25 protein-coding genes are annotated in these 20,897 nt (G+C 47.6%); 15 read left to right on the top strand and 10 right to left on the bottom strand.

Annotated features, from left to right (window positions below; translation table 11 throughout):
* The first annotated feature begins 1 nt into the window (after position 1).
* The 6 genes from ACWJJ5_RS02835 to ACWJJ5_RS02810 all read left to right on the top strand — a co-directional run bounded on the left by ACWJJ5_RS02835 (position 2) and on the right by ACWJJ5_RS02810 (position 3,832).
* A complete protein-coding gene (locus ACWJJ5_RS02835) occupies positions 2-190 on the top strand; it encodes a CsbD family protein (protein WP_003151197.1) in 189 nt (62 codons plus the stop codon).
* 353 nt (positions 191-543) lie between these two features.
* A complete protein-coding gene (gene ureA, locus ACWJJ5_RS02830) occupies positions 544-861 on the top strand; it encodes an urease subunit gamma (protein WP_003151198.1) in 318 nt (105 codons plus the stop codon).
* Positions 858-1,232 (top strand): urease subunit beta, encoded by a 375-nt coding sequence (ureB, locus tag ACWJJ5_RS02825; protein ID WP_070082506.1) that lies wholly within the window; start codon positions 858-860, stop codon positions 1,230-1,232. The genes ureA and ureB overlap by 4 nt, the downstream gene beginning before the upstream one ends.
* Positions 1,229-2,938 (top strand): urease subunit alpha, encoded by a 1,710-nt coding sequence (ureC, locus tag ACWJJ5_RS02820; protein ID WP_014305996.1) that lies wholly within the window; start codon positions 1,229-1,231, stop codon positions 2,936-2,938. Before ureB ends, ureC begins: the two co-directional genes overlap by 4 nt.
* Positions 2,939-3,078: 140 nt before the next feature.
* On the top strand, positions 3,079-3,483 hold the full coding sequence (locus ACWJJ5_RS02815) for an Rrf2 family transcriptional regulator (protein ID WP_003151203.1): 405 nt from the start codon (positions 3,079-3,081) through the stop codon (positions 3,481-3,483).
* A 37-nt stretch (positions 3,484-3,520) separates the two neighbouring features.
* The gene (locus ACWJJ5_RS02810; protein ID WP_223609733.1) at positions 3,521-3,832 is read left to right on the top strand and encodes a hypothetical protein; all 312 of its coding nucleotides are present in this window, start codon (positions 3,521-3,523) and stop codon (positions 3,830-3,832) included.
* A 24-nt stretch (positions 3,833-3,856) separates the two neighbouring features.
* Here the strand turns inward: ACWJJ5_RS02810 and xynA are convergent, their stop codons facing one another.
* From xynA to cls, 3 genes are all read right to left on the bottom strand, one after another.
* A complete protein-coding gene (xynA, locus tag ACWJJ5_RS02805; RefSeq protein WP_007407578.1) occupies positions 3,857-4,498 on the bottom strand; it encodes an endo-1,4-beta-xylanase XynA in 642 nt (213 codons plus the stop codon).
* Positions 4,499-4,970: 472 nt separating this feature from the next.
* The gene (locus tag ACWJJ5_RS02800) at positions 4,971-5,357 is read right to left on the bottom strand and encodes a DUF5362 family protein (RefSeq protein ID WP_070082504.1); all 387 of its coding nucleotides are present in this window, start codon (positions 5,355-5,357) and stop codon (positions 4,971-4,973) included.
* Positions 5,358-5,492: 135 nt separating this feature from the next.
* On the bottom strand, positions 5,493-6,941 hold the full coding sequence (cls, locus tag ACWJJ5_RS02795; RefSeq protein ID WP_070082503.1) for a cardiolipin synthase: 1,449 nt from the start codon (positions 6,939-6,941) through the stop codon (positions 5,493-5,495).
* 220 nt (positions 6,942-7,161) lie between these two features.
* On the opposite strand from cls, the gene ACWJJ5_RS02790 reads away from it, so the two are divergent.
* Entirely contained in the window at positions 7,162-7,599 is a 438-nt protein-coding gene (locus ACWJJ5_RS02790) for a DUF5392 family protein (protein ID WP_070082502.1), read from the top strand.
* 31 nt (positions 7,600-7,630) lie between these two features.
* Here ACWJJ5_RS02790 and ACWJJ5_RS02785 read toward each other — a convergent pair whose 3' ends face one another.
* Both ACWJJ5_RS02785 and ACWJJ5_RS02780 read right to left on the bottom strand, forming a co-directional pair.
* Positions 7,631-8,080 carry a DUF5362 family protein gene (locus tag ACWJJ5_RS02785; protein ID WP_003151216.1) on the bottom strand — a complete coding sequence of 150 codons (450 nt, stop codon included), beginning with the start codon at positions 8,078-8,080 and terminating at the stop codon, positions 7,631-7,633.
* Positions 8,077-8,568 (bottom strand): GNAT family N-acetyltransferase, encoded by a 492-nt coding sequence (locus tag ACWJJ5_RS02780; RefSeq protein WP_101563124.1) that lies wholly within the window; start codon positions 8,566-8,568, stop codon positions 8,077-8,079. Before ACWJJ5_RS02780 ends, ACWJJ5_RS02785 begins: the two co-directional genes overlap by 4 nt.
* A 138-nt stretch (positions 8,569-8,706) precedes the next feature.
* On the opposite strand from ACWJJ5_RS02780, the gene ACWJJ5_RS02775 reads away from it, so the two are divergent.
* Positions 8,707-9,576 carry a M23 family metallopeptidase gene (locus ACWJJ5_RS02775; RefSeq protein WP_017418752.1) on the top strand — a complete coding sequence of 290 codons (870 nt, stop codon included), beginning with the start codon at positions 8,707-8,709 and terminating at the stop codon, positions 9,574-9,576.
* 91 nt (positions 9,577-9,667) lie between these two features.
* A complete protein-coding gene (locus ACWJJ5_RS02770) occupies positions 9,668-10,090 on the top strand; it encodes a VanZ family protein (protein ID WP_070082500.1) in 423 nt (140 codons plus the stop codon).
* Positions 10,091-10,106: 16 nt separating this feature from the next.
* On the opposite strand, the gene ACWJJ5_RS02765 is transcribed toward ACWJJ5_RS02770, so the two are convergent.
* Positions 10,107-10,682 (bottom strand): undecaprenyl-diphosphatase, encoded by a 576-nt coding sequence (locus ACWJJ5_RS02765; protein WP_003151220.1) that lies wholly within the window; start codon positions 10,680-10,682, stop codon positions 10,107-10,109.
* Positions 10,683-10,846: 164 nt separating this feature from the next.
* On the opposite strand from ACWJJ5_RS02765, the gene ftsW reads away from it, so the two are divergent.
* Positions 10,847-12,001: a putative lipid II flippase FtsW gene (gene ftsW, locus ACWJJ5_RS02760; protein ID WP_167860496.1), complete on the top strand. Its 1,155-nt coding sequence runs from the start codon at positions 10,847-10,849 to the stop codon at positions 11,999-12,001.
* A gap of 52 nt (positions 12,002-12,053) precedes the next feature.
* On the opposite strand, the gene ACWJJ5_RS02755 is transcribed toward ftsW, so the two are convergent.
* Complete coding sequence (locus tag ACWJJ5_RS02755; protein WP_003151222.1) at positions 12,054-12,404, bottom strand: P-II family nitrogen regulator; 351 nt, start codon at positions 12,402-12,404, stop codon at positions 12,054-12,056.
* A gap of 17 nt (positions 12,405-12,421) precedes the next feature.
* Positions 12,422-13,633: an ammonium transporter gene (locus ACWJJ5_RS02750; RefSeq protein ID WP_060673906.1), complete on the bottom strand. Its 1,212-nt coding sequence runs from the start codon at positions 13,631-13,633 to the stop codon at positions 12,422-12,424.
* Between the two features lie 252 nt (positions 13,634-13,885).
* Between ACWJJ5_RS02750 and ACWJJ5_RS02745 the strand changes: the two genes are divergently transcribed.
* The 3 genes from ACWJJ5_RS02745 to ACWJJ5_RS02735 all read left to right on the top strand — a co-directional run bounded on the left by ACWJJ5_RS02745 (position 13,886) and on the right by ACWJJ5_RS02735 (position 17,431).
* Positions 13,886-14,452 carry an isochorismatase family protein gene (locus tag ACWJJ5_RS02745; RefSeq protein WP_003151227.1) on the top strand — a complete coding sequence of 189 codons (567 nt, stop codon included), beginning with the start codon at positions 13,886-13,888 and terminating at the stop codon, positions 14,450-14,452.
* Complete coding sequence (locus tag ACWJJ5_RS02740; protein ID WP_454022173.1) at positions 14,449-15,813, top strand: MFS transporter; 1,365 nt, start codon at positions 14,449-14,451, stop codon at positions 15,811-15,813. Before ACWJJ5_RS02745 ends, ACWJJ5_RS02740 begins: the two co-directional genes overlap by 4 nt.
* A gap of 163 nt (positions 15,814-15,976) precedes the next feature.
* Complete coding sequence (locus tag ACWJJ5_RS02735; protein ID WP_454022172.1) at positions 15,977-17,431, top strand: NCS1 family nucleobase:cation symporter-1; 1,455 nt, start codon at positions 15,977-15,979, stop codon at positions 17,429-17,431.
* A gap of 35 nt (positions 17,432-17,466) precedes the next feature.
* Here ACWJJ5_RS02735 and ACWJJ5_RS02730 read toward each other — a convergent pair whose 3' ends face one another.
* The gene (locus ACWJJ5_RS02730) at positions 17,467-18,663 is read right to left on the bottom strand and encodes an MFS transporter (protein WP_024085905.1); all 1,197 of its coding nucleotides are present in this window, start codon (positions 18,661-18,663) and stop codon (positions 17,467-17,469) included.
* A 24-nt stretch (positions 18,664-18,687) separates the two neighbouring features.
* Positions 18,688-19,101 (bottom strand): MarR family winged helix-turn-helix transcriptional regulator, encoded by a 414-nt coding sequence (locus ACWJJ5_RS02725; protein ID WP_156735455.1) that lies wholly within the window; start codon positions 19,099-19,101, stop codon positions 18,688-18,690.
* Positions 19,102-19,432: 331 nt separating this feature from the next.
* Here ACWJJ5_RS02725 and spoIIID point away from each other — a divergent pair, with 331 nt between their 5' ends.
* Both spoIIID and mbl read left to right on the top strand, forming a co-directional pair.
* The gene (spoIIID, locus tag ACWJJ5_RS02720; protein WP_003151236.1) at positions 19,433-19,714 is read left to right on the top strand and encodes a sporulation transcriptional regulator SpoIIID; all 282 of its coding nucleotides are present in this window, start codon (positions 19,433-19,435) and stop codon (positions 19,712-19,714) included.
* A gap of 179 nt (positions 19,715-19,893) precedes the next feature.
* Positions 19,894-20,895 (top strand): cell shape-determining protein Mbl, encoded by a 1,002-nt coding sequence (mbl, locus tag ACWJJ5_RS02715; protein WP_003151237.1) that lies wholly within the window; start codon positions 19,894-19,896, stop codon positions 20,893-20,895.
* The last annotated feature ends 2 nt before the right edge of the window (positions 20,896-20,897 follow it).

Raw genomic sequence — 20,897 nt, 5'->3', positions numbered from 1 at the left:
CATGAGTGAAGATAACGGTTTAAAAGACAAAGTAAAAGGCGGCATGAACAAAATGAAAGGGGAAGCAAAGGACAAAGCAGGCGACATGGCAAACAAGTCCGACTTAAAAGCGGAAGGGAAAAAAGACAAAGCGAAAGGCAGCCTGCAAAAGGGTGTCGGTAAAACGAAAGATAAACTCAGTGATGATTAATTTGATCGTGAAACACAGCAAAAGCCCAAAATATTTTGGGCTTTTTGTTATGAGAAATGACAAAAATTCCAGTTCATTTGGTTAATATTCACTAAATTTTTAAATATTCTATAAATTCTCCGGCGATTTCTTTATAATATTCACAAAGAATGTAACCTTTCTTCACATTTAATTAAACGTTTGTTGAAGAAAAAAATGAGAAATCGGTCATTTCTGCAAAAGGAATCGGGCCGTTCACCGTCGAATAACTTTTATCACTTAACATTTCATGAGGTGAAGGGGGTAACGGCCGCCTGCATCGTTTCGGTATGACCATGCGGATTGCGTTTGACTATCACTAAGGGGGAATACAGATGAAACTGACACCGGTTGAACAAGAAAAATTGCTTATTTTTACGGCGGGAGAGCTCGCTAAGCAACGGAAGGCGCGCGGCGTCCTGCTGAATTATCCCGAAGCCGCCGCATATTTGACCTGTTATCTGATGGAAGGCGCGAGAGACGGAAAAAGCGTTGCGGAGCTGATGGAATCCGGCCGCAATGTATTGACGGAAAAAGACGTTATGGAAGGTGTTGCGGAAATGCTGGACAGCATTCAGGTGGAAGCGACGTTCCCGGACGGGGTTAAGCTTGTCACCGTTCATCAGCCGATCAAAGCGGAGGTGAAGTCATGAAGCCGGGAGCGATTCAAGTCGCAAAGGGGACCATCACCATTAACGAAGGCCGGAAGACGCTGGAGGTGTCAGTCACCAATAACGGAACACGGTCAGTGCAGGTAGGATCGCATTTTCATTTTGCCGAAGCCAACGGCTCCCTTTCCTTCAATCGGGACAAAGCAATCGGCATGCGCCTTGATATCCCGTCAGGCACATCTGTCCGTTTTGAACCGGGAGAAGAGAAAACCGTCACGCTCGTGGAAATCGGAGGGCGAAAAACGGTCAGAGGCCTCAACGGCATGGCCGATACGTATATGGATGAGCGGGGAAAAGAGAAGACGCTGTCAAATCTTAAAAAAGCCGGATGGATGGAGGAGGCGATCCGATGAAAATGTCACGTGAGCAATACGCAGAACTGTTCGGACCGACAACGGGAGACAAAGTCAGACTCGGAGATACGGATTTATGGATTGAAGTCGAAAAAGATTTCACGAATTACGGGGAAGAAATGATTTTCGGCGGAGGGAAAACAATCCGGGACGGCATGGGGCAGAACGGGCGTATCACCGGGAAAGACGGAGCGCTTGATCTGGTCATTACAAACGCCGTTATCCTGGATTATACCGGAATCGTCAAGGCGGATATCGGGGTGAAGGACGGCCGGATTGTCGGCGTCGGGAAAAGCGGCAACCCTGATATGATGGATGGGGTGGACCCGCACATGATTATCGGTGCCGGAACAGAAGTCATTTCCGGCGAAGGGAAAATCGTAACGGCCGGCGGGGTGGATACGCATATCCACTTTATCTGCCCGCAGCAGATGGAAGTCGCGCTTTCTTCAGGCGTGACCACGCTTCTCGGCGGCGGAACAGGTCCTGCGACGGGAAGTAAAGCGACGACTTGTACATCCGGTGCATGGTACATGTCGAGAATGCTGGAAGCGGCCGAGGAGTTTCCGATCAATGTCGGTTTCTTAGGAAAAGGAAATGCATCCGATAAAGCGCCGCTGATCGAGCAGGTGGAAGCAGGCGCGATCGGCCTGAAGCTGCATGAAGATTGGGGATCAACGCCAAGCGCCATTAAAGCTTGCATGGAAGCAGCGGATGAGGCGGACATTCAGGTGGCGATCCACACAGACACGATAAATGAAGCGGGCTTTTTAGAAAATACGCTTGATGCGATCGGCGACCGGGTTATCCATACATATCACATAGAGGGAGCCGGCGGAGGCCATGCACCGGATATTATGAAACTCGCATCTTACGCCAATATCCTGCCGTCCTCTACGACGCCGACGATTCCATATACCGTCAACACGATGGACGAGCATCTTGATATGATGATGGTCTGCCATCATTTAGATTCAAAAGTGCCTGAAGACGTGGCGTTCAGTCATTCACGCATCAGAGCGGCCACCATCGCGGCGGAGGATATTCTGCACGATATCGGCGCGATCAGCATGACGTCATCTGACTCGCAGGCGATGGGCAGGGTGGGAGAAGTGATTATCCGGACATGGCAGGTCGCCGATAAAATGAAAAAACAGCGCGGCGCTCTATCAGGAGAAAACGGCAATGACAATGTGCGCGCCAAACGCTATATCGCCAAATACACGATCAACCCGGCTGTCACTCACGGCCTGAGCCATGAAGTCGGTTCCGTTGAAAAAGGAAAGCTTGCAGACCTTGTACTATGGGACCCGGTTTTCTTCGGTGTCAAACCTGAACTTGTGCTCAAAGGCGGCATGATCGCCCGCGCCCAGATGGGAGATCCGAATGCTTCCATTCCGACGCCTGAGCCCGTGTTTATGCGGCAGATGTACGCATCCTACGGTAAAGCAAACCGAAATACCTCTATTACATTTATGTCCCAGGCCGGTATCGCAAACGGTGTGCCGGAAAAGCTCGGCCTTGAAAAAATGATTTCTCCCGTACGGAATATCCGTAAGCTGAGTAAGCTCGACATGAAGCTGAATGACGCGATGCCGAATATACATGTCGATCCGAAAACCTATCAGGTGTTCGCCGACGGAGAAGAGCTGGCATGCCAGCCCGTCAGTTATGTTCCGTTAGGACAGCGTTATTTCTTATTTTAATCCCTCTCCGGCCGGTTTCCCGCCGGCCTGTTTACCCTCTATTGCCAACTTGATTTCATCCTGCCGCCCGTTTTAGTGTATATTAGTAGTTGACAAACAAATGAAATGTAACCATTGTGGTTACAACGGTGGTGAAAAACATGATTAACAGCCGTCTTGCTGTGGCCATTCACATTTTATCGCTGATCTCAACGGATGAACGGGCGTCATCGGACATGATTGCGGGCAGCGTAAACACCAATCCCGTCGTAGTGCGGAGAACGATCAGCCAGCTGAAAAAAGCGGGTATTCTGACATCCCGGGCGGGTGTTCCGGGAGCCAGCCTGAAAAAAGATCCGTCGGAGATCACCCTCTTAGAGGTTTACAGGGCGGTGCAGAATAAGGAAGAGCTTTTTGCGGTTCACGACAATCCGAACCCCGACTGTCCGGTCGGCAAAAATATTCAGCGCGCGCTCGATGAGACGTTCGGAAGCGTACAGCGGGCAATGGAGAATGAACTTGCGAGCAAGTCCCTTTATGATGTAATGAATCATCTCTTTTGTTAAAAAGAGATGGGTTCATGCCGCTAGAGGTGTAACGGAAATGGTTACAATGGATAATGAGGAAATCACGGTTTTGGCTCTATATTCAGACAAGCCTGGATGCGGGATTGCGATCTGTTTAATGAAGAAATCCTCCGAAACTAAAGGAGGTGGTAACCGGGATATTTTTATTTTGCTTAAGGCTTATGTGAAGGTGTCTGTTGTAAGCGGGTTACCAAAAAAAGACGGAACTCTTATTTTAATACGCGCTAAAAAAACTGATGGAGAATATCCTGCCTCCGGTAATGCCAAAACCGTTCGCCTCTTCACAATCATTATAAAATTTCTCAAGGAACGATCAGCAGCCCGTTAGCTGCCCCTCATTAAAGATGAGCTGTTACCACACTGTTACATTAGAACTTCCGCTGCTTTTATATCCTTCTGTCGCTAAGACTTGATAAGCCCAATTACTGCCCAGATTCATTCCATGGCTCTTCCATGCGTTAACATGATTGCTGAAAGTGATTGCAGCGTTGCTTCCGGTTGGTCTCTTCGACTGGCGGACACTCCAGTACTGCGTAAAAGTAGTGTTATCGCCATCAATGGAAGGTGCATTATAACGTGTCGTTGTATATATGTCATATGTACCTCCATCACTCTTTACAGTACCTTTATACGTTCCGGTAGGTCTGTAAGTACCCCATGAATCCACCACATAATATTCGATGAGAGGTGCTCTCGTCCAGCCATATAAAGTCAAATATCCATTGCCATTCGGCGCCCAAACACCGGCATTATAGTTTATTGTTCTAAATGGCGAGCCTGTAGTCCAGCCTTTACCAACAACGAAATTCCCGGTATTAGACCAATTAACACTGTAATTTCCGCCAGAGCCATTGACTGCGTTTACTGTCCCGCCCCCGTCAGTCCAATTTTGCCAGTAATCTGTGCCAGCTGCAGAGGCGGTTGCCGAAAACATGCTGATACTCATGAAAGCTGCCGTTAATCCCACTAAGAATTTCTTTTTAAACTTAAACATATGTTACCTCCTATACTATTTTTTCTGACTTTGACATGAGGCAGCACTCGTAAATATTTAACAAACGCCAACGCTTTTGATCGTTCCTTTCAATATAATAGCATGAATACATGAGTGAATATTAAGAACAATTGTAATTTAATTACAAAGACCCAAAAAACTGTATGCTGAGTGGTCTTGTACCGCCATAGCCTTATTTCGCAGAACTGAGTGATTTCAGTTGAAACTCTGAGGAAAAGTTTTATTTGAAAAAACTTTTTTGCCGAAAGAATATCTGCATACAGCGCTTCAGCAGGCGAGAATTTACAAGACCTTGAGAGCACGGAGTCCATGACCCGAACGGAAAGCGCGCTGGAGCATACAGCGTCAATGCTGTTCGCCGTATTGGCAAATCCAAAGCAGAAAAACTTTACCGTTGTCGAAGAAGCGGAATAAGAAAAAATCCCGGGCGGATGCGCCGGGATTTTCCTTTTTAATATGTATTGGCATCAATATTATTAAACACGCCGTCCACGATGCCGAGCGTCATGAGGACAATGAAAAGAACGATACCGAGAACAGACAAGCCGACCGTCACGATCAGATAGATCCCCTGCATTTTCACGAACTTTGCATAATTCTCCAGCATATGTTCCTCTGTCAGTTCATTGAACTGCGCCGCCATCTGTCCCGCTTCATTTGCCGAGCGCATCAGAAAAATGCCGGCAATGATCTGCAAAACGCCGGGAATGGCTCCGATTAAAAAGAAAAACGCGCCCGACAGCGCCGCAAACGCGCCTATAATAATAAACAAAATACCTGTCGCTTTTCCCCATTTCGAAATAGAAATAAGCGAACGATTCACTGATTCAGGTTTCAAACTATGGCACTCCTTTACAAAAAAATACTCACTTTTCATTTATACACTATTCGGTCATTCTTTTGAATAAAAAATGTGCTTTTTCATGCCGTGTCCGTTTTTATATCAGAAAATTCCCGAGAAACATCCCGGGAATTACAAAATCGGCGACAGAAGTCTTGAAATCGATTCTTTAATGCGGATCCGCAGCGAACGCTCCTGATATTCTTCATACGTATATTTTCTGGAGACGAGCAGATCTTCTTTAAATGAGGAAATGAGTTTTTTCGCGATGGTGACGTCATAAATAAAGGCGTTGACTTCAAAATTAAGTCTGAAGCTTCTGACGTCGATATTCGCCGTGCCGACTGAAGCCGTCTCATCATCGACGACAATCGTTTTTGCATGAATAAAGCCGTTATCGTAAATGTAGACTGAGGCTCCGGCTTTCAAAAGATCGCCGATGTAAGATAAAGTCGCCCAGTAAACGAAAGCGTGATCCGGTTTGTTCGGGATCATGATTTTGACGTCGATGCCTGACAGACAGGCGATCCTGAGGGCGTCCAAAAGACTTGAGTCTGGAATAAAGTAAGGCGTCTGAATCAGGATCGATCGTTTGGCCGTTGAGATCATCTTGATATAGCCGTTTTTAATTTGTTCCCATTCTGAATCAGGTCCGCTCGTGACAATCTGCATCCCGACGTTGCCCTTCGGCTCGCATTCCGGAAAATGATTCGGAACGTAAGTGAGCGTATGGTGATGGGAGGCTTGGTTCCAATCGAGAATAAACCGTGTCTGAATGGCGTGTACCGCCGTGCCTTGAAGTCTGAGGTGCGTATCGCGCCAGTAGCCGAATTTCGGATTCAGGCCGAGATATTCATCTCCGACGTTAAAGCCGCCGACATAGCCGGTTTCGCCGTCAATGATGACGAGCTTGCGGTGATTCCGATAATTGAGCCGCAAATTAATCGGACGAAGCCTGGAAGGAAAAAAGACTTCCACATGGCCGCCGGCGTCCCGCAGCGGTTTGAAGAATTTTTTTCTGAGTGATCTTGAACCGAGTTCATCGTATAACACTCTGACCTTTACGCCTTCCCGTGCTTTTTTCACTAAGGCATCGCGCAATTTTTTTCCCAGTTCATCACCTTTATAAATATAGTATTGAAGGTGAATGTGATCTTTTGCGTTGGAAATGTCCTTCATTAAGCGTTTGAACTTATCGCGCCCGTCCGTTAAAATCTCCACCGAATTATCCTCTGTAAAGACTGCGTGGTTGTTCATGACAAGCATATAGATGAGGTCTTTATTATCCACAGTCGCCCTGTTGTTAAATTGGAATTGCCTCGACTTCAGATCTTTCAGCTGAAACTTCAGCAGCTTTTCTATTCCGATTTTTTTACGGTCTTCCCATTGAAACAGATGCTTGCGTCTCAGGTTATGGCCGAATAACAGGTATAAAATAAACCCTAAAATGGGAATAAAAAAAAGAACCAAGAGCCAAGCCCATGAAGCGCTGGCATCGCGTCTTTCTTTGAAAATCATGATGATGGCCAAAAGTATATTTAAAACGAAAAAAAATCCGAATAAAATAAATGAAATGCTCACTTTGCAACCCCGCTATATCATATTTATCAAGACTGTGCCCATTAGTATTCCGACAAGTGCAGCAATCTGATTCCCATTTCAAATTATAACATTGACATTTTGAAAGAATAAAGAGCCGGAATCAAAGATGAATGCAGTTTTCTTTCAAAGAAAGTTCCGGGTGCGGTAAAATATGCATATATGAAAAAGAATACAAAAATGACAGCAAAGGGGAGAGGGCATGAAGCTGGAGCATGCGGAACAATTGCCGGGATTCATAAAAAAAGAAATTCAGAAAATACAAATCGCCATCGCGCCGCTGATGAAAAAAAGCATCATTTACCGTTTTCTTGCTTTCCCGCTCGCCGCTTTTAGTCTGTTTCATCTGGCATCGCTTTTGATTCAGGCCCCTTCCGGGAGAGGAGCTCTCGTATCGGCCGGCATTTTTGCCCTCCTTGCGGCTCTGGGTCTTGCGTTTTTTAAGGAAGCCGGCTATCAGCGGAAACAGGTGCAAAAAACGATCCGCCTGTATATGCTGAACAGGATCAGAAAAAGCGATATTCTGTCTGAGGAACGGAAAAGCGCCTATACCCGGCTGATTGCCGAGGAGCCGTCTGCGATGAAGAGCTTTATTGAATTTTTAACGGAAGAAGACCGGAAAAAAGAAATGTTTTATTAAAAAAGAGCTGACGCGCGATCAGCTCTTTTTGTCATTCAAACACAGGGTCGTTCTCATAGTAATATGAATCAGGCGTGTCATACGTATCAGTGCTGTAATAAGCCATAATTCCGATGACAGCGAAGATGACGACTAAAATAAAAGCGAGAATGCCCAGTACCACACTGGATGCCGCGTAAAAAAACTGCATTTTGATAAATGACGCGTAATGTGCAAGCATATTTTCTTCCGCGTTTTCTTCTAGTCCTTCCTGAAGGGCGGCAGCCGCTTTTGCCGAGCGCATCAGCATGACGCCGGAAATGATGAGCAGAACACCCGGAATGGCTCCGAGCAGCGTCACAATGGCTGACAGAGCGGAAAGAGAGCCCGTGATGATCAGAAACACGGCGGTGATCTTTCCCCATTTGGCGATGTCGGCAAGGGAACGGGCTTTTTTATTGAGCGGCTGGTTTTCGTCTTTGTCTTTATCGATGGTGATCATGACAGTTCTCTCCCTAAAATGTTCAAGTCATATCGTTTTCCGTCCATTTCGGCGATACCCGGGAATACGCCCCATTCGGTAAAACCGAATTTTTCAAACAGCTTAATGCTCGGCACGTTATGTCCGAAGATAAAAGCCATCAGGCTGCGGATGCCGATTGTCGGAGCGAGTGCCAGGGCTTCTTTCAGCAGAAAGCTTCCTGCTCCTTTGCCGCGGCAATCCTGATGCAGATAGATGCTGATCTCCGCCGTTTTGTCATAGGCCGGACGGCCGTAAAACGTTTCAAAGCTGATCCAGGCCGCCACTTTGCCGGTTTCATCTTCCGCGACCATCAGCGGGCGCCGGTCCGTGTGCCGCAAAAACCAATCCATCCGGTCTGCGGGCGTCACTTCTTCCGTATCAGCCGTTACCATTCGTGAGGCAATCGTCGAGTTGTATATGGCCACCACCGCATCTAAATCCTCCAATACGGCTTTGCGCAGGGTCAAATTCATATTCCGGGATCTCCCTTCACATTTCATTACATAATCAAGTGCAATCTGCACATACTACTTCCAAAAAAGTTTTTTATGGATGTGTATATATTTTCAGAAAAGTGTTCAGAATGTTGCTGAGGTGATGAACAAATGAGAGAGGAAGAAAAGAAAACTTCTCAAGTCAAAAAACTTCAGCGGTTTTTTCGCAAACGCTGGATATTCCCTGCAATCTACTTAGTCAGTGCGGCCGTCATTTTAACAGCTGTCCTTTGGTATCAATCCGTTTCGAATGATGTGAAGGACAATCTGACGAACAACGGCGGAAACTCCGCGTATGACAGCGGCAAAGACGATGCCGTCGAAGTAGGCAAGTCAATGGAAAACGTCGCAATGCCGGCTGCTCATTCTGAAAATGTTTCTGTTGTGAAAAAGTTTTACGAATCTGATGCCGCAAAAAAAGAGAAAGAAGCAGCACTTGTTAACTATAATAACACGTACAGCCTCAGTAAAGGAATTGACTTAGCTGAGAAAGACGGAAAATCATTTGATGTTTCTGCTTCTCTGAGCGGTACGGTTGTTAAAGCTGCTAAAGACCCGGTACTGGGGTATGTGGTTGAAATTGAACACTCAGACGGCCTGTCTACTGTCTATCAGTCTTTATCTGAAGTCAGCGTCGATCAGGGCGACAAAGTAAAGCAGAACCAGGTCATCGGTAAATCCGGAAAAAACCTTTACAGTGAAGAAAGCGGAAATCACGTGCACTTTGAAATCCGCAAGGACGGCGTAGCGATGAACCCGCTCAATTTTATGGACAAGCCGGTAACATCAATTGAAAAAGCGGCGGCTGAAGAGAAAAACGCTGTGACAGAAGAAACGGAAGGGTCAATTCAGCAGTCTTCCGAGAAAAAAGATGTGACGCCTAAAAAAGAAACCGAAGAAAAACCAGGTGACAAAGAGGACGGCACAAAAGACAAGACAGATGGTAAAGATGACGGCTCAATGAAAGATTCGGGCAAGTAATCTTGATCCCTAAGCGCCTATCAGCTCTGATAGGCGCTTTTCATATTGCTGCATGTGCCTTTATACTAATAGAAAACGAAGGAGATGCTGAATGAATAAATGTCTGGCGGCCGGGTGGCTCGTCTTTGTTTTCGTTTCTGCTTTGACTGAAAGCTTTCACGACATGATTGTGTCGCAGACGGTGTCCTTCCGTTTCACGTCCCATCCGGATGTGTCCGGTTTCTTTGTGTTCGATATGGCGGAGCTCGCCATACCGGAAGCGGCGATTCAAAAGCTCGGGCACGCGTTTTCATTTTTTGTGCTCGCCTATTTGTTTTTCAGGGAGCGCAGGCGCATGAAGAGGGCGGTGCTGTATGCATTGGCCGCCGCTTTCCTGACAGAAATCGTCCAGCTCTTTTTCGGCAGAAACGGATGCCTCCGCGATGTGATGATTGACAGTCTCGGCATTGCCGCATTCTGTGCTTTACAAAGGAAAAAGCATACAGCCAAACATACAAAAACCGGCAGTCTGTGACAGACGCCGGCTTTTTTTATATATTATGGTTTGTCGATTTGCTTTTATGAACGATACTTTCATAGATTCGCACGATCAGATCGACAATCGGACGAAGCACATTTGAAAATCTGAACAGCAGGAATCCGACAATGAGGGAAACGATAATGCTTCCGAGCACATCGATCGGATAATGGTGGCCGACCCAAATTCTTGAGAAGCCGGTCAAAAGGCCGAAAATCACAAGCGGCCAGCCGAGTTTTTTGTTGCGGAACAGAATCGCAATTGAAATCGCCAAAGCGCCTGTCGTATGGTCACTCGGAAATGAAGCATCCGCGGCATGAGGGATCAGCGTATGAACCGTATGCTCGACAAAGGGGCGCGGCTCGACATAGACTTTCGTGATGAGGTAGTTGATGATAAGCGCCGCAACACCCGTGAAGCCCGCGTACAGGGCGTTTTGTCTGCCTTTTGTGCTTCCGAACAGCCACATGGCAAGCAGGAAAAGGGCGTAGGCGTAAATGGCGTATTCCGTTATAAATACCATGATAGAGTCGAGAATGGCACTATGGTGCGACAAACCATTGATCGCTTTAAATAGTTCGTAATTCACAAATATCACCTTTTATCTTTATTTTATATGAACAGTGTAATGCTTTTTTCTATGAGACACAATTGGTATTAAAAATAATCATAAAAAAGTAAACAGAATGAAACGTGACTGTATTACTGTGCGTCAAGTATGCGGGAAAAGAATAGCCGAAGGAGTTTTGTCCGTTGCTGAAACGTTTGAAAAACGCCGATCTGCCGCTTGTGTTTGTCATTATGCTGCTTTGCGGATTCGGCTTGTTAATGGTGTACAGCGCCAGTGATGTGATGGGGTCTCAGCGGTACGGAGATCCATCCTATTTCTTCCATAAACAAAGTGCCTCTTTACTGATCGGATTATGCTTATTTCTATTTGCCGCCTGTCTGCCGTATAAGCGGTATGCGCGGCTTGTACCGCTGTTTGTGGTCGGTTCGCTGGTATTGCTGCTGCTCGTATTGATACCGGGAATCGGGCTGGAGCGGAATTTTTCCCGCAGGTGGCTGGGAGCGGGCCCGCTTGTCGTACAGCCGTCTGAATTGGCGAAGATCGCCATGATTTTGTATTTCGCTTCGATTTATACGAAAAAGCAGCCGTACATTCATCAATTTGTGAAAGGGGTTCTGCCGCCTTTAGTGATTTTGGGGACCGCTTTTCTGCTGACATTGGCGGAGCCTGATTTAGGGACGGCTTCCTTAATCCTGGCGGCGTGCGGGTCGATTTTATTATGTGCCGGCTTGAAAAAGCGCCATCTGTTCGTGCTCGGCGCGACGGCGGTGTCGGGGGTTGTTTATCTCGCCTTTTCTGCTTCCTATCGTGTGAAACGCCTCGTTTCCTTTACCAATCCGTTTGGTGACGCGAACGGGGACGGCTATCAGCTGATTCAATCCTATTTTGCTATTTCCGGAGGCGGGTTTTTCGGAAGAGGGCTTGGAAACAGTGTTGAAAAAATGAACTATCTGCCTGAGGCGCATACCGATTTCATTATGGCCGTGATCAGTGAAGAGCTGGGGATATTCGGTGTTCTGATCGTTTTGGGATTATATTTTGCGTTAATGCTTCTCGGCGTAAAAACGGCCGTGCGGGCTGATGACCCGTTCGGGAAGCTTCTTGCCATCGGAATTACGTTTCAATTGATGTTTCAGGTTGTCTTGAATTTGGGAGCGATGAGCGGACTCCTCCCGGTTACGGGTGTGCCGCTTCCGTTTATCAGCTATGGCGGTTCTTCATTGATTATGACGCTGTTTTTGTGCGGCATACTGGTCAATATCAGTACATATGCGAAAAAACAACCCGTACGGCATAAGCGTCCTGCCCCGCATGAAAAAAAGGCTTCTTCTTTTTAATGAAGCCAGAAAAAACGCCCGGGATATTTCTGTCTCCGGGCGTTCTGTCTGTTTATAAAGCTCCCGGTCCTTCTTCTCCGGTGCGGATATTAATCGTGTTTCCGATTTCATAGACGAATATTTTGCCGTCTCCGGGCTCTCCCGTTTTCAGTACTTTTTTCGCCGTTTCCACGACTTGATCAACGGGGACTTTGCTGACAACGATTTCCACTTTCAGCCGTTCATACACATTGCTTTCAATTTTGACTCCGCGGTACAGTTCGGTGTGAGCTTTTTGAAGGCCGCAGCCGTGTACGTTGGAGAAGGTCAGCGATGTGACTCCGATTTTACCGAGTTCCTGTTTTAATGTTTCAAACTTAGCCGGACGCGTAACGATTTCTACCTTGAACATTTGACCGCTCATCTAAGCCACTCCTCACTTTATAAGTCCTGATATGCTTTTTCCCCGTGCATCGTTAAATCAAGCCCAAGTGACTCTTCTTCTTCGCTGGCGCGGAGGGGAATGAACAGACCTACAATTTTAATGATAACGAAAGTGACAATAAATACAAATACATAGGTTGCCGCAATGGCCGCAATCTGCTTCCAGAGCAGTCCCGGATCGCCGTAAAACAGTCCGTTTGCCCCGCCGTCATTGACGGAAGTGGTGGCGAATAAACCGGTCGCGATGCCGCCCCATGTCCCGCCGATTCCATGCAGGCCGAAAGCGTCAAGCGCATCATCGTATCCGAAAGTCTTTTTAAGCCAATACACGCCCCAGAAGCAGACAAGCCCGCCGATGAAGCCGATTACGATGGAAGAGAACGGCGTAACGAACCCGGCAGCCGGCGTAATGGCGACAAGCCCGGCAATAGCGCCTGATACAGCACCCAGCATGGTCGGTTTTTTGTTCAGCATCCATTCGATTAAAATCCAGCCGATAATTCCGGCCGCAGCCGCGGTGTTTGTGTTAATGAAGGCAAACATCGCGATACTGTCAAGCGTGAGGGCGCTGCCGACATTGAAGCCGAACCATCCGAACCAAATGAGCGCCCCGCCCAAGAACGTGTAAATTAAGTTGTGAGGCGAAGCCGCCGTGCCGTCCTTGCGTTTCCCGAGCACAATCGCCAGCACGAGCCCGGCGGCCCCGGAAGAAATGTGGACGACGTTTCCGCCTGCGAAGTCAAGAGCGCCCATTTGGCCGATCCAGCCGCCGCCCCATACCCAATGCGCAACGGGCGTATATACGAGGGAAGCCCACAAAAAGGAAAATACAAGAAAAGCACTGAATCTCATGCGTTCAGCAAATGCTCCGGAAATAATGGCCGTCGTCAGTACGGCAAACGTCATTTGGAACATCATGAACAAGGAATGCGGGATCGTATCACTGTAACTTCCGGGTTCAAAGCCGACCCCCTTCAGCCCGGCCCATTCAATCCCGCCAAGCCATGTATTCCCGGGGGCAAAAGCAAGTGAATATCCGTACAAAACCCAAACGACGGATACGATGGCGAGGGAAGAAAAACTGTGCATCGCCGTGCTGAGCACGTTTTTGCTTTTTACCATTCCGCCGTAAAACAAAGCCAGCCCGGGGGTCATCAGCCACACGAGTAAAGCGCAAAAGAACATAAATACTGTATCGCCCATCTGCATGTTGTATTCCTCCGTCTCATTCAAAATGTAATCGTGATTAATTCATTATTATAGAGAAAAAAGAACGATAAAACATTTTCGTGTAAGGTTATCTAACATGGTTTTTTGCGTTCATAATGTCGCTTTTTCAAAGGGGTGTCATGCGACTTTATATCCATAAAAAGAGCGCCGGAGCATGGCGGAAGAAATCCTGTCCGGGAAAGAGTAAAATATACGGGGTGAGAAACACTAACTGCATCAGGAGGAATCATTATGACAACATCATTGAATCTGCAATTTGAAAAAACGGCTTTGGTCCTTATTGATTTACAAAAAGGAATCGTGCCGATGGATAAAAGCGGTACCGTTGTGCCGAACGCGAAAAAATTAATTGATGTGTTCCGGGAAAAAGGCGGATTTATCAGCTTTGTGAACGTGGATTTTCATGACGGAGCGGATGCGCTGAAGCCGCTGACGGATGAAGAGGCGGCGGGCCATTCGGCTCCGCCGGCGGATTGGGCTGAATTTGTGCCTGAAATCGGAGTGAAAGAAAACGATTATACGGTAACAAAACGGCAGTGGGGCGCGTTTTTCGGCACGGACCTGGATCTTCAGCTCAGAAGACGGGGAATCGACACGATTGTGTTATGCGGGATTGCGACAAACATCGGTGTGGAAAGCACGGCGCGGGAAGCTTTTCAGCTCGGGTATCAGCAAGTTTTCGTAACTGACGCGATGGCGACATTCAGTGATGAACAGCATGAAGCGACACTCAAGTTTATCTTCCCGAAAATCGGCAGAAGCCGGACGACGGAAGAATTTATCGCACAGACAAAATGACAATCTCCAAAAAAAGCCGCGTCCTGTTTTTGACGGCCGTGGCTTCGGGGACGATGCTGAACCCATTGAACTCGTCGATGATTTCTCTTGCGCTTCACAGTATTCAGCATGAATTTCACCTGTCGTTTACAACGGTGTCCTGGCTGATATCGTCCTTTTATCTTGCCAGCGCGGTGGCGCAGCCTGTTACCGGGAAGCTCGGTGATATGCTCGGCAGGAAGAAGCTGTTTTTGATCGGGCTTCTGCTTGTTGCCGTCTCGGCGGTCGGCGCGCCGTTTGCGCCGACTTTTATGACATTGCTGATCATGCGGCTTTTTCAATCGATCGGAAGCAGCGCGATATATCCGTCCGGCGTCGGATTGATCCGTTCAAATATACAGGAGAAGCAGGCTTCGGCGCTGGCCGTCCTGTCAATCTTTGCATCAGCCATGACGGCGCTCGGTCCGACTCTCGGCGGTTTTCTGATCGTTTGGGGAGGGTGGCCGGCGATCTTTTTCGTCAATCTGCCGTTTATCATTCTCAGCTTTTTTCTCGGAATGTATATGTTTCCGAAAGATGAAAAACGCGAGATCGGCGGCTTGAAAGGCGTGCTCCGCCAGCTTGATACGATCGGGATACTTCTGTTTGCCGGAGCGATTATCCTTCTTCTGTCGTTTTTATTGTCCTTCAGTACGAAGCCTCACTATACAGAAGGCGTATTCGGGCTTTTGTTTGTCGGGCTGTTTATCTGGCGCGAGCTGAAAACGGAGAAGCCGTTTATTGATGTCAGGCTGTTTAAAACGCATCGGAAACTATCGTCGGTGTATATTCAATTTATTTTGCTGAATATATTCTTTTACTGCATCTTTTTCGGGCTTCCGAGCTATTTTCAGGATGAAATGCATTTGTCCGTTCAGACAAGCGGATTGATTATGCTGTTTATGTCGGGCATGAGTATTCTGGTGTCGCCTTTGACCGGAAAATGGATAGATAAAAAAGGGCTTCTTCAGCCGATTGTTGCCGGAACCTGCCTGACCGCGATCGGAGCGGTGCTGTTAACGTTTTTCTTCCTTCAGGCGCCCATGATAGGAAAAGGGCTGATCCTGTCCGTGCTGGGTGTCGGCTACGGCTTCGGAAATGTCACGTTTCAGGCGGCCATGCTGAAAACGAGCCCCGCCGACATGGTCGGAACAACGTCCGGCCTGTTTCAGACCTGCCGGTATCTCGGTTCGATTTTGTCTTCTGTCATTTTGGGCATTCTTTTCGGGAAAGAAATTACCGCCGGCCATTTTCATAACCTTGGGACGATTCTTATCGTTGTCGGCGCCGTAAGCCTTTTGATGGCGTTCCGGTTTTCGGTTCTCCTCAAAAAAGCCTCTTAACAGGCGCAAAAAAAAGAGACGGGCTCTCCCCGTCTCTTTTTTTGTGTAATGTGCTCAAAAAACAAAACGATTATTGTCGACAGCAACCAATGTTATTTACGGAATTTTCAGTTATATTTTTTCACATGTGATGTAAGGAAAACGTACATGCGGGAGGGAGAAAATGAAAAAAACAATGAGTGATCGGCTAAGCAACAAAGATTTACTGCCTTTAGAAGACGGCGAACGGACATGGAAAGTGGTGAATTTTGCATCCATCTGGATGGGGTGTATTCATAATATCCCGACCTACGCGACTGTGGGCGGGCTCATTGCGATCGGCCTTTCTCCGTGGCAGGTGCTCGCCATTATCGTGACGGCGTCACTGATTTTGTTCGCCGCTTTGGCCTTGAACGGCCATGCCGGAACGAAATACGGCCTGCCTTTTCCGGTCATTATCAGGGCTTCTTACGGAATATACGGCGCTAACATTCCGGCGCTTCTCAGGGCGTTTACAGCCATCATGTGGCTCGGAATTCAAACATTTGCCGGGAGTACGGCTTTACACATTCTGCTTTTGAACATATGGCCTGGCTGGGGGAGTCTCGGCGGAGATTGGAATATATTCGGGCTTCATCTGCCGGGCTTTCTGTCGTTCATTTTCTTTTGGGGCATTCATCTGCTTGTGCTGCGGCACGGCATGGAATCGATCAAAAAATTTGAAGTGTGGGCGGGCCCGCTTGTATATCTCGTCTTCGGCGGCATGGTCTGGTGGGCGATAGATATTGCCGGCGGGCTCGGTCCGATTTACTCACAGCCGGGAAAGTTCCATACCTTTTCTGAAACGTTTTGGCCGTTCGCCGCCGGAGTGACGGGAATTATCGGAATATGGGCGACGCTGATCCTGAATATCCCTGACTTCACCCGGTTCGCCGCGTCGCAAAAAGAACAGATTCGCGGCCAGTTTTACGGGCTGCCGGGAACGTTTGCGCTGTTTGCGTTTGCAAGCATCACGGTGACATCCGGATCACAGGTAGCATTCGGAGAACCGATTTGGGATGTGGTGGAGATTTTAGCCCGGTTTGATAATCCTTTCGTCATCGCTCTTTCGGTCATCACACTTTGCATCGCCGCCGTCTCGGTTAACGTGGCGGCAAACATCGTGTCACCGGCCTATGACTTGGCGAATGTCCTGCCGAAGTATATTACATTCAGAAGGGGAGGGTATTTGACCGCCGTTTTGGCTCTGTTCACAATACCGTGGAAGCTGATGGAGAGCGCCACGAATGTATATGCGTTTCTCGGACTCATCGGCGGGATGCTCGGACCGGTGGCCGGGGTGATGATGGCTGATTATTTTATCATCAGAAAAAGGCAGCTCTCAGTTGAAGACCTTTATTCGGAAACCGGACAGTACACTTATTACAAAGGCTATAATTACCGGGCCTTTGCCGCGACCTTTCTCGGCGCGTTTATTTCTTTAATCGGGATGTACGTCCCGGCGTTCGCCGGCATCTATGATATCTCCTGGTTTGCGGGTGTCATTTTGTCATGTCTCGGTTATACGGCGCTTATGTACATTCATCCTCCTTATGCAAAAGCGGAGGGACGAATCGTGCGGGAAAGAGCGGCCGAATAAAAAAAGCCGGGGGCTGTCCCCGGCTTTTTGTCATATCAGTCTGCGATTGAAACGTTTCCGTCCGCTTCAAGCGGCGTTCTTTTTTTCTGGCTCCAGCCATACAGGAGCAAAGCAATCAGGACGAACAGCCCCGCTGCCAGATAAATCGAATGGAATCCGGCCGAAGCGACGAAGAGGCCGAATACATATGACCCGCCGGCAATCCCGCTGTCAAAGAAAGTGAAGAAGGTAGCCGTCGCAAAGCCTGAACGGTGTCCGGGCGAATTCTGAATCGCCAGCGTCTGCATACACGGTACGATAGAGCCGTATCCGAGACCGATTACGGCACCGGACAAGAGAAGCATGAGGGCGCTGTTTGTCATCGCCAGCATGCAAAGCCCCGCGGAGAACACGATAATCGACGGATAGATGACGATTCCCGGCCCCACTCTGTCAAACAGCTTTCCTGTGAAAGGACGGGCGGCCATCATCGTCACGGCGAAACAGACGAAGAAATAGCCGCTGACATCCAACAGGTGGATCGTCTTTGCATAAACGGATAAATATGAAGTCACACTTGAATAACAGAAAGAAATGGACAACCCGACAATCGCGATTTTAAGCGCGCCTTTTTCAAACATGTCGGAGAAAGAAAAACGGAAGACAGTCGTTCCGCTGTTGTTTTGATCCGGCACACGAATCATAAAAGCAATCAGCAAGCCTAAAGAAACAAATACGGCAAAAAGCGTAAAGAACACCGGGAACGATATGACTTTCACAAGGCTCAGTCCGAGAAACGGACCGATCGCCATGGCAAGGTTCATAGACATCGCGAAATAACCGAGTCCCTCACCGCGCCGCTTGGCGGGAATAAGGTCAGCGGCAATTGCGCCCGTGACCGTCGTTAAAATGCTGAACCAGATGCCTTGGAAAAAACGCAGTCCGAGCAGCAGATAGAAATTGTGTATCGGCAAATACAGATAAGAAGACAGGGCGAACAGCGCCAGAGATACAATCGTCATTCTTTTCTTGCCGAACCGTTCAATAATCGCCCCTGAAAAAGGACGGGTGATAATAGCAGATAACAGGAACAGGCTGATCAAAAGCCCTCCTTGCGATTCACTGCCGCCAAGCTCCTGAATCATATAGATAGGCAGCACGGCCAAAAATGTATAAAAGAACACAAAGACAAATAAATTTACGAGTACGACCATAATAAAATCTTTGGTCCAGATCGAGTCAGATTTACTCAAAAGTACAGCACTTCCCTTTCTTTATTATTTCATTAAAAACACATTCAGAAACTCAGAAAAAGCTTCCTTATCTCCATCTTGGAAATCCGCAAGCATGTCTTCCTCGAACTTCAGCATCTCTTGATTGATGCTGTCGTATTTCAATTCAGCTTCCTTCGTCAGGACGACGAGCTTTTCCCGCTTGTCTTCTCCCTGTTCCCGCTGAATCCAGCCGTTTTCTTCAAGGCGTTTGATCGTTCTGGTAACGGTCGGCGCCTCTACGTTCAGATAGGACCAGATTTCTTTTTGGGTCATCGGCCCGATCGTTTTTAAGCAATATAGGATTGACCATTGAGAGGAGTACAGGCCGAATGGTTCCAGCCGTTCATTGGCTTTCTTCGTAATCAGGCGGGCGCATTGATTGATTTGATGAATGAGGCGTCTGTTGACGTGGATCATTTCCGTTCTCCTTTTCAAAAAACTTACCTAAGTAACTAATTGTGCTGTTTCATTCTACACCAGGATCGGGCGGATGTAAACCCCCCGTTCAAAAAGCAGAAAATTATGACCCGCCCCTTGTCCTTATTGAGTTTTTAGCATATTCCCAATTCATTGCTAATACACTGTTACAAACCTATCAAAGAGAGTGTTTGAGGTGAGGGATCGTGGGCATATTTCTAAAACCTTCTTATATAATCGGACAACGAAGAAGCTGCATCATCAGTGAATCTGTTACAGAATACGGATCTCATTTCACACTTCTCACATCCAACTGGGGAGGTCGAGTGGTGTGCACGATTACATCAAAGAGCGAACAATCAAGATTGGTAAGTATATCGTGGAGACGAAAAAAACCGTTCGTGTCATTGCGAAAGAGTTTGGTGTTTCCAAAAGTACCGTACACAAAGATCTGACAGAACGCCTGCCTGAAATCAATCCTGACTTGGCGAATGAAGTAAAAGAAATACTCGATTATCATAAATCCATCAGACATTTAAGGGGGGGCGAGGCGACGAAATTAAAGTACAAGAAGGATGAAATTCTTGAAGGGGAGCCCGTTCAGCAGCCGTAGCGCCTGACGTCTGCCGAGCCCTTTTTTCTCCTCCGGGCGGTTTCGCGAATATCCGCAAAATTTTGTCAAGAACTTATATCGTTCAGCAGCTTTTTTTTGATAAATTATGATAATATATATAATTAGGGCACAATGTGGATATTTTACTGTGAAACAGATATCAAGGAGGATATAAATAGATGTTTGCAAGGGATATTGGAATTGACCTCGGTACCGCAAATGTACTGATCCATGTAAAAGGAAAAGGAATTGTTCTGAATGAGCCTTCCGTTGTGGCACTTGATAAAAACAGCGGCAAAGTGCTGGCTGTCGGTGAAGAAGCCAGACGAATGGTTGGACGTACACCTGGGAATATTGTTGCGATCCGTCCGCTGAAAGACGGCGTAATCGCAGACTTCGAAGTAACTGAAGCCATGCTGAAACATTTCATTAATAAGCTGAATGTAAAAGGACTTTTCTCAAAACCGCGCATGCTGATCTGCTGCCCGACGAATATTACATCCGTTGAGCAGAAAGCGATTAAAGAAGCAGCTGAAAAAAGTGGCGGAAAGCATGTGTACCTTGAAGAAGAACCGAAAGTTGCCGCTATCGGCGCGGGTATGGAAATCTTCCAGCCGAGCGGTAACATGGTTGTTGACATCGGAGGCGGTACGACAGATATCGCAGTTATTTCTATGGGCGATATTGTCACCTCCTCTTCTATTAAGATGGCTGGGGACAAGTTTGACATGGAAATCTTAAATTATATCAAACGCGAGTATAAGCTGCTGATCGGTGAACGTACCGCTGAAGATATTAAGGTGAAGGTCGCAACGGTTTTCCCAGACGCACGTCATGAAGAAATCACCATCCGCGGCCGTGACATGGTTTCAGGTCTGCCGAGAACGATTACAGTAAACAGCAAAGAAGTGGAAGAAGCCCTTCGTGAATCAGTTGCCGTCATTGTGCAGGCCGCCAAGCAGGTTCTTGAAAGAACACCGCCTGAATTGTCCGCTGACATCATCGATCGCGGCGTTATCATTACCGGCGGGGGAGCGCTGTTAAACGGGCTTGATCAGCTTCTTGCCGAAGAGCTGAGGGTGCCGGTTCTTGTCGCTGAGAACCCGATGGATTGTGTTGCGGTCGGAACCGGCGTCATGCTGGATAACATGGACAAGCTTCCAAAACGCAAACTGAGCTGATT

This window comes from Bacillus sp. JK74 (assembly GCF_053663395.1).
This window is presented reverse-complemented; position numbering and strand designations above follow the sequence as displayed.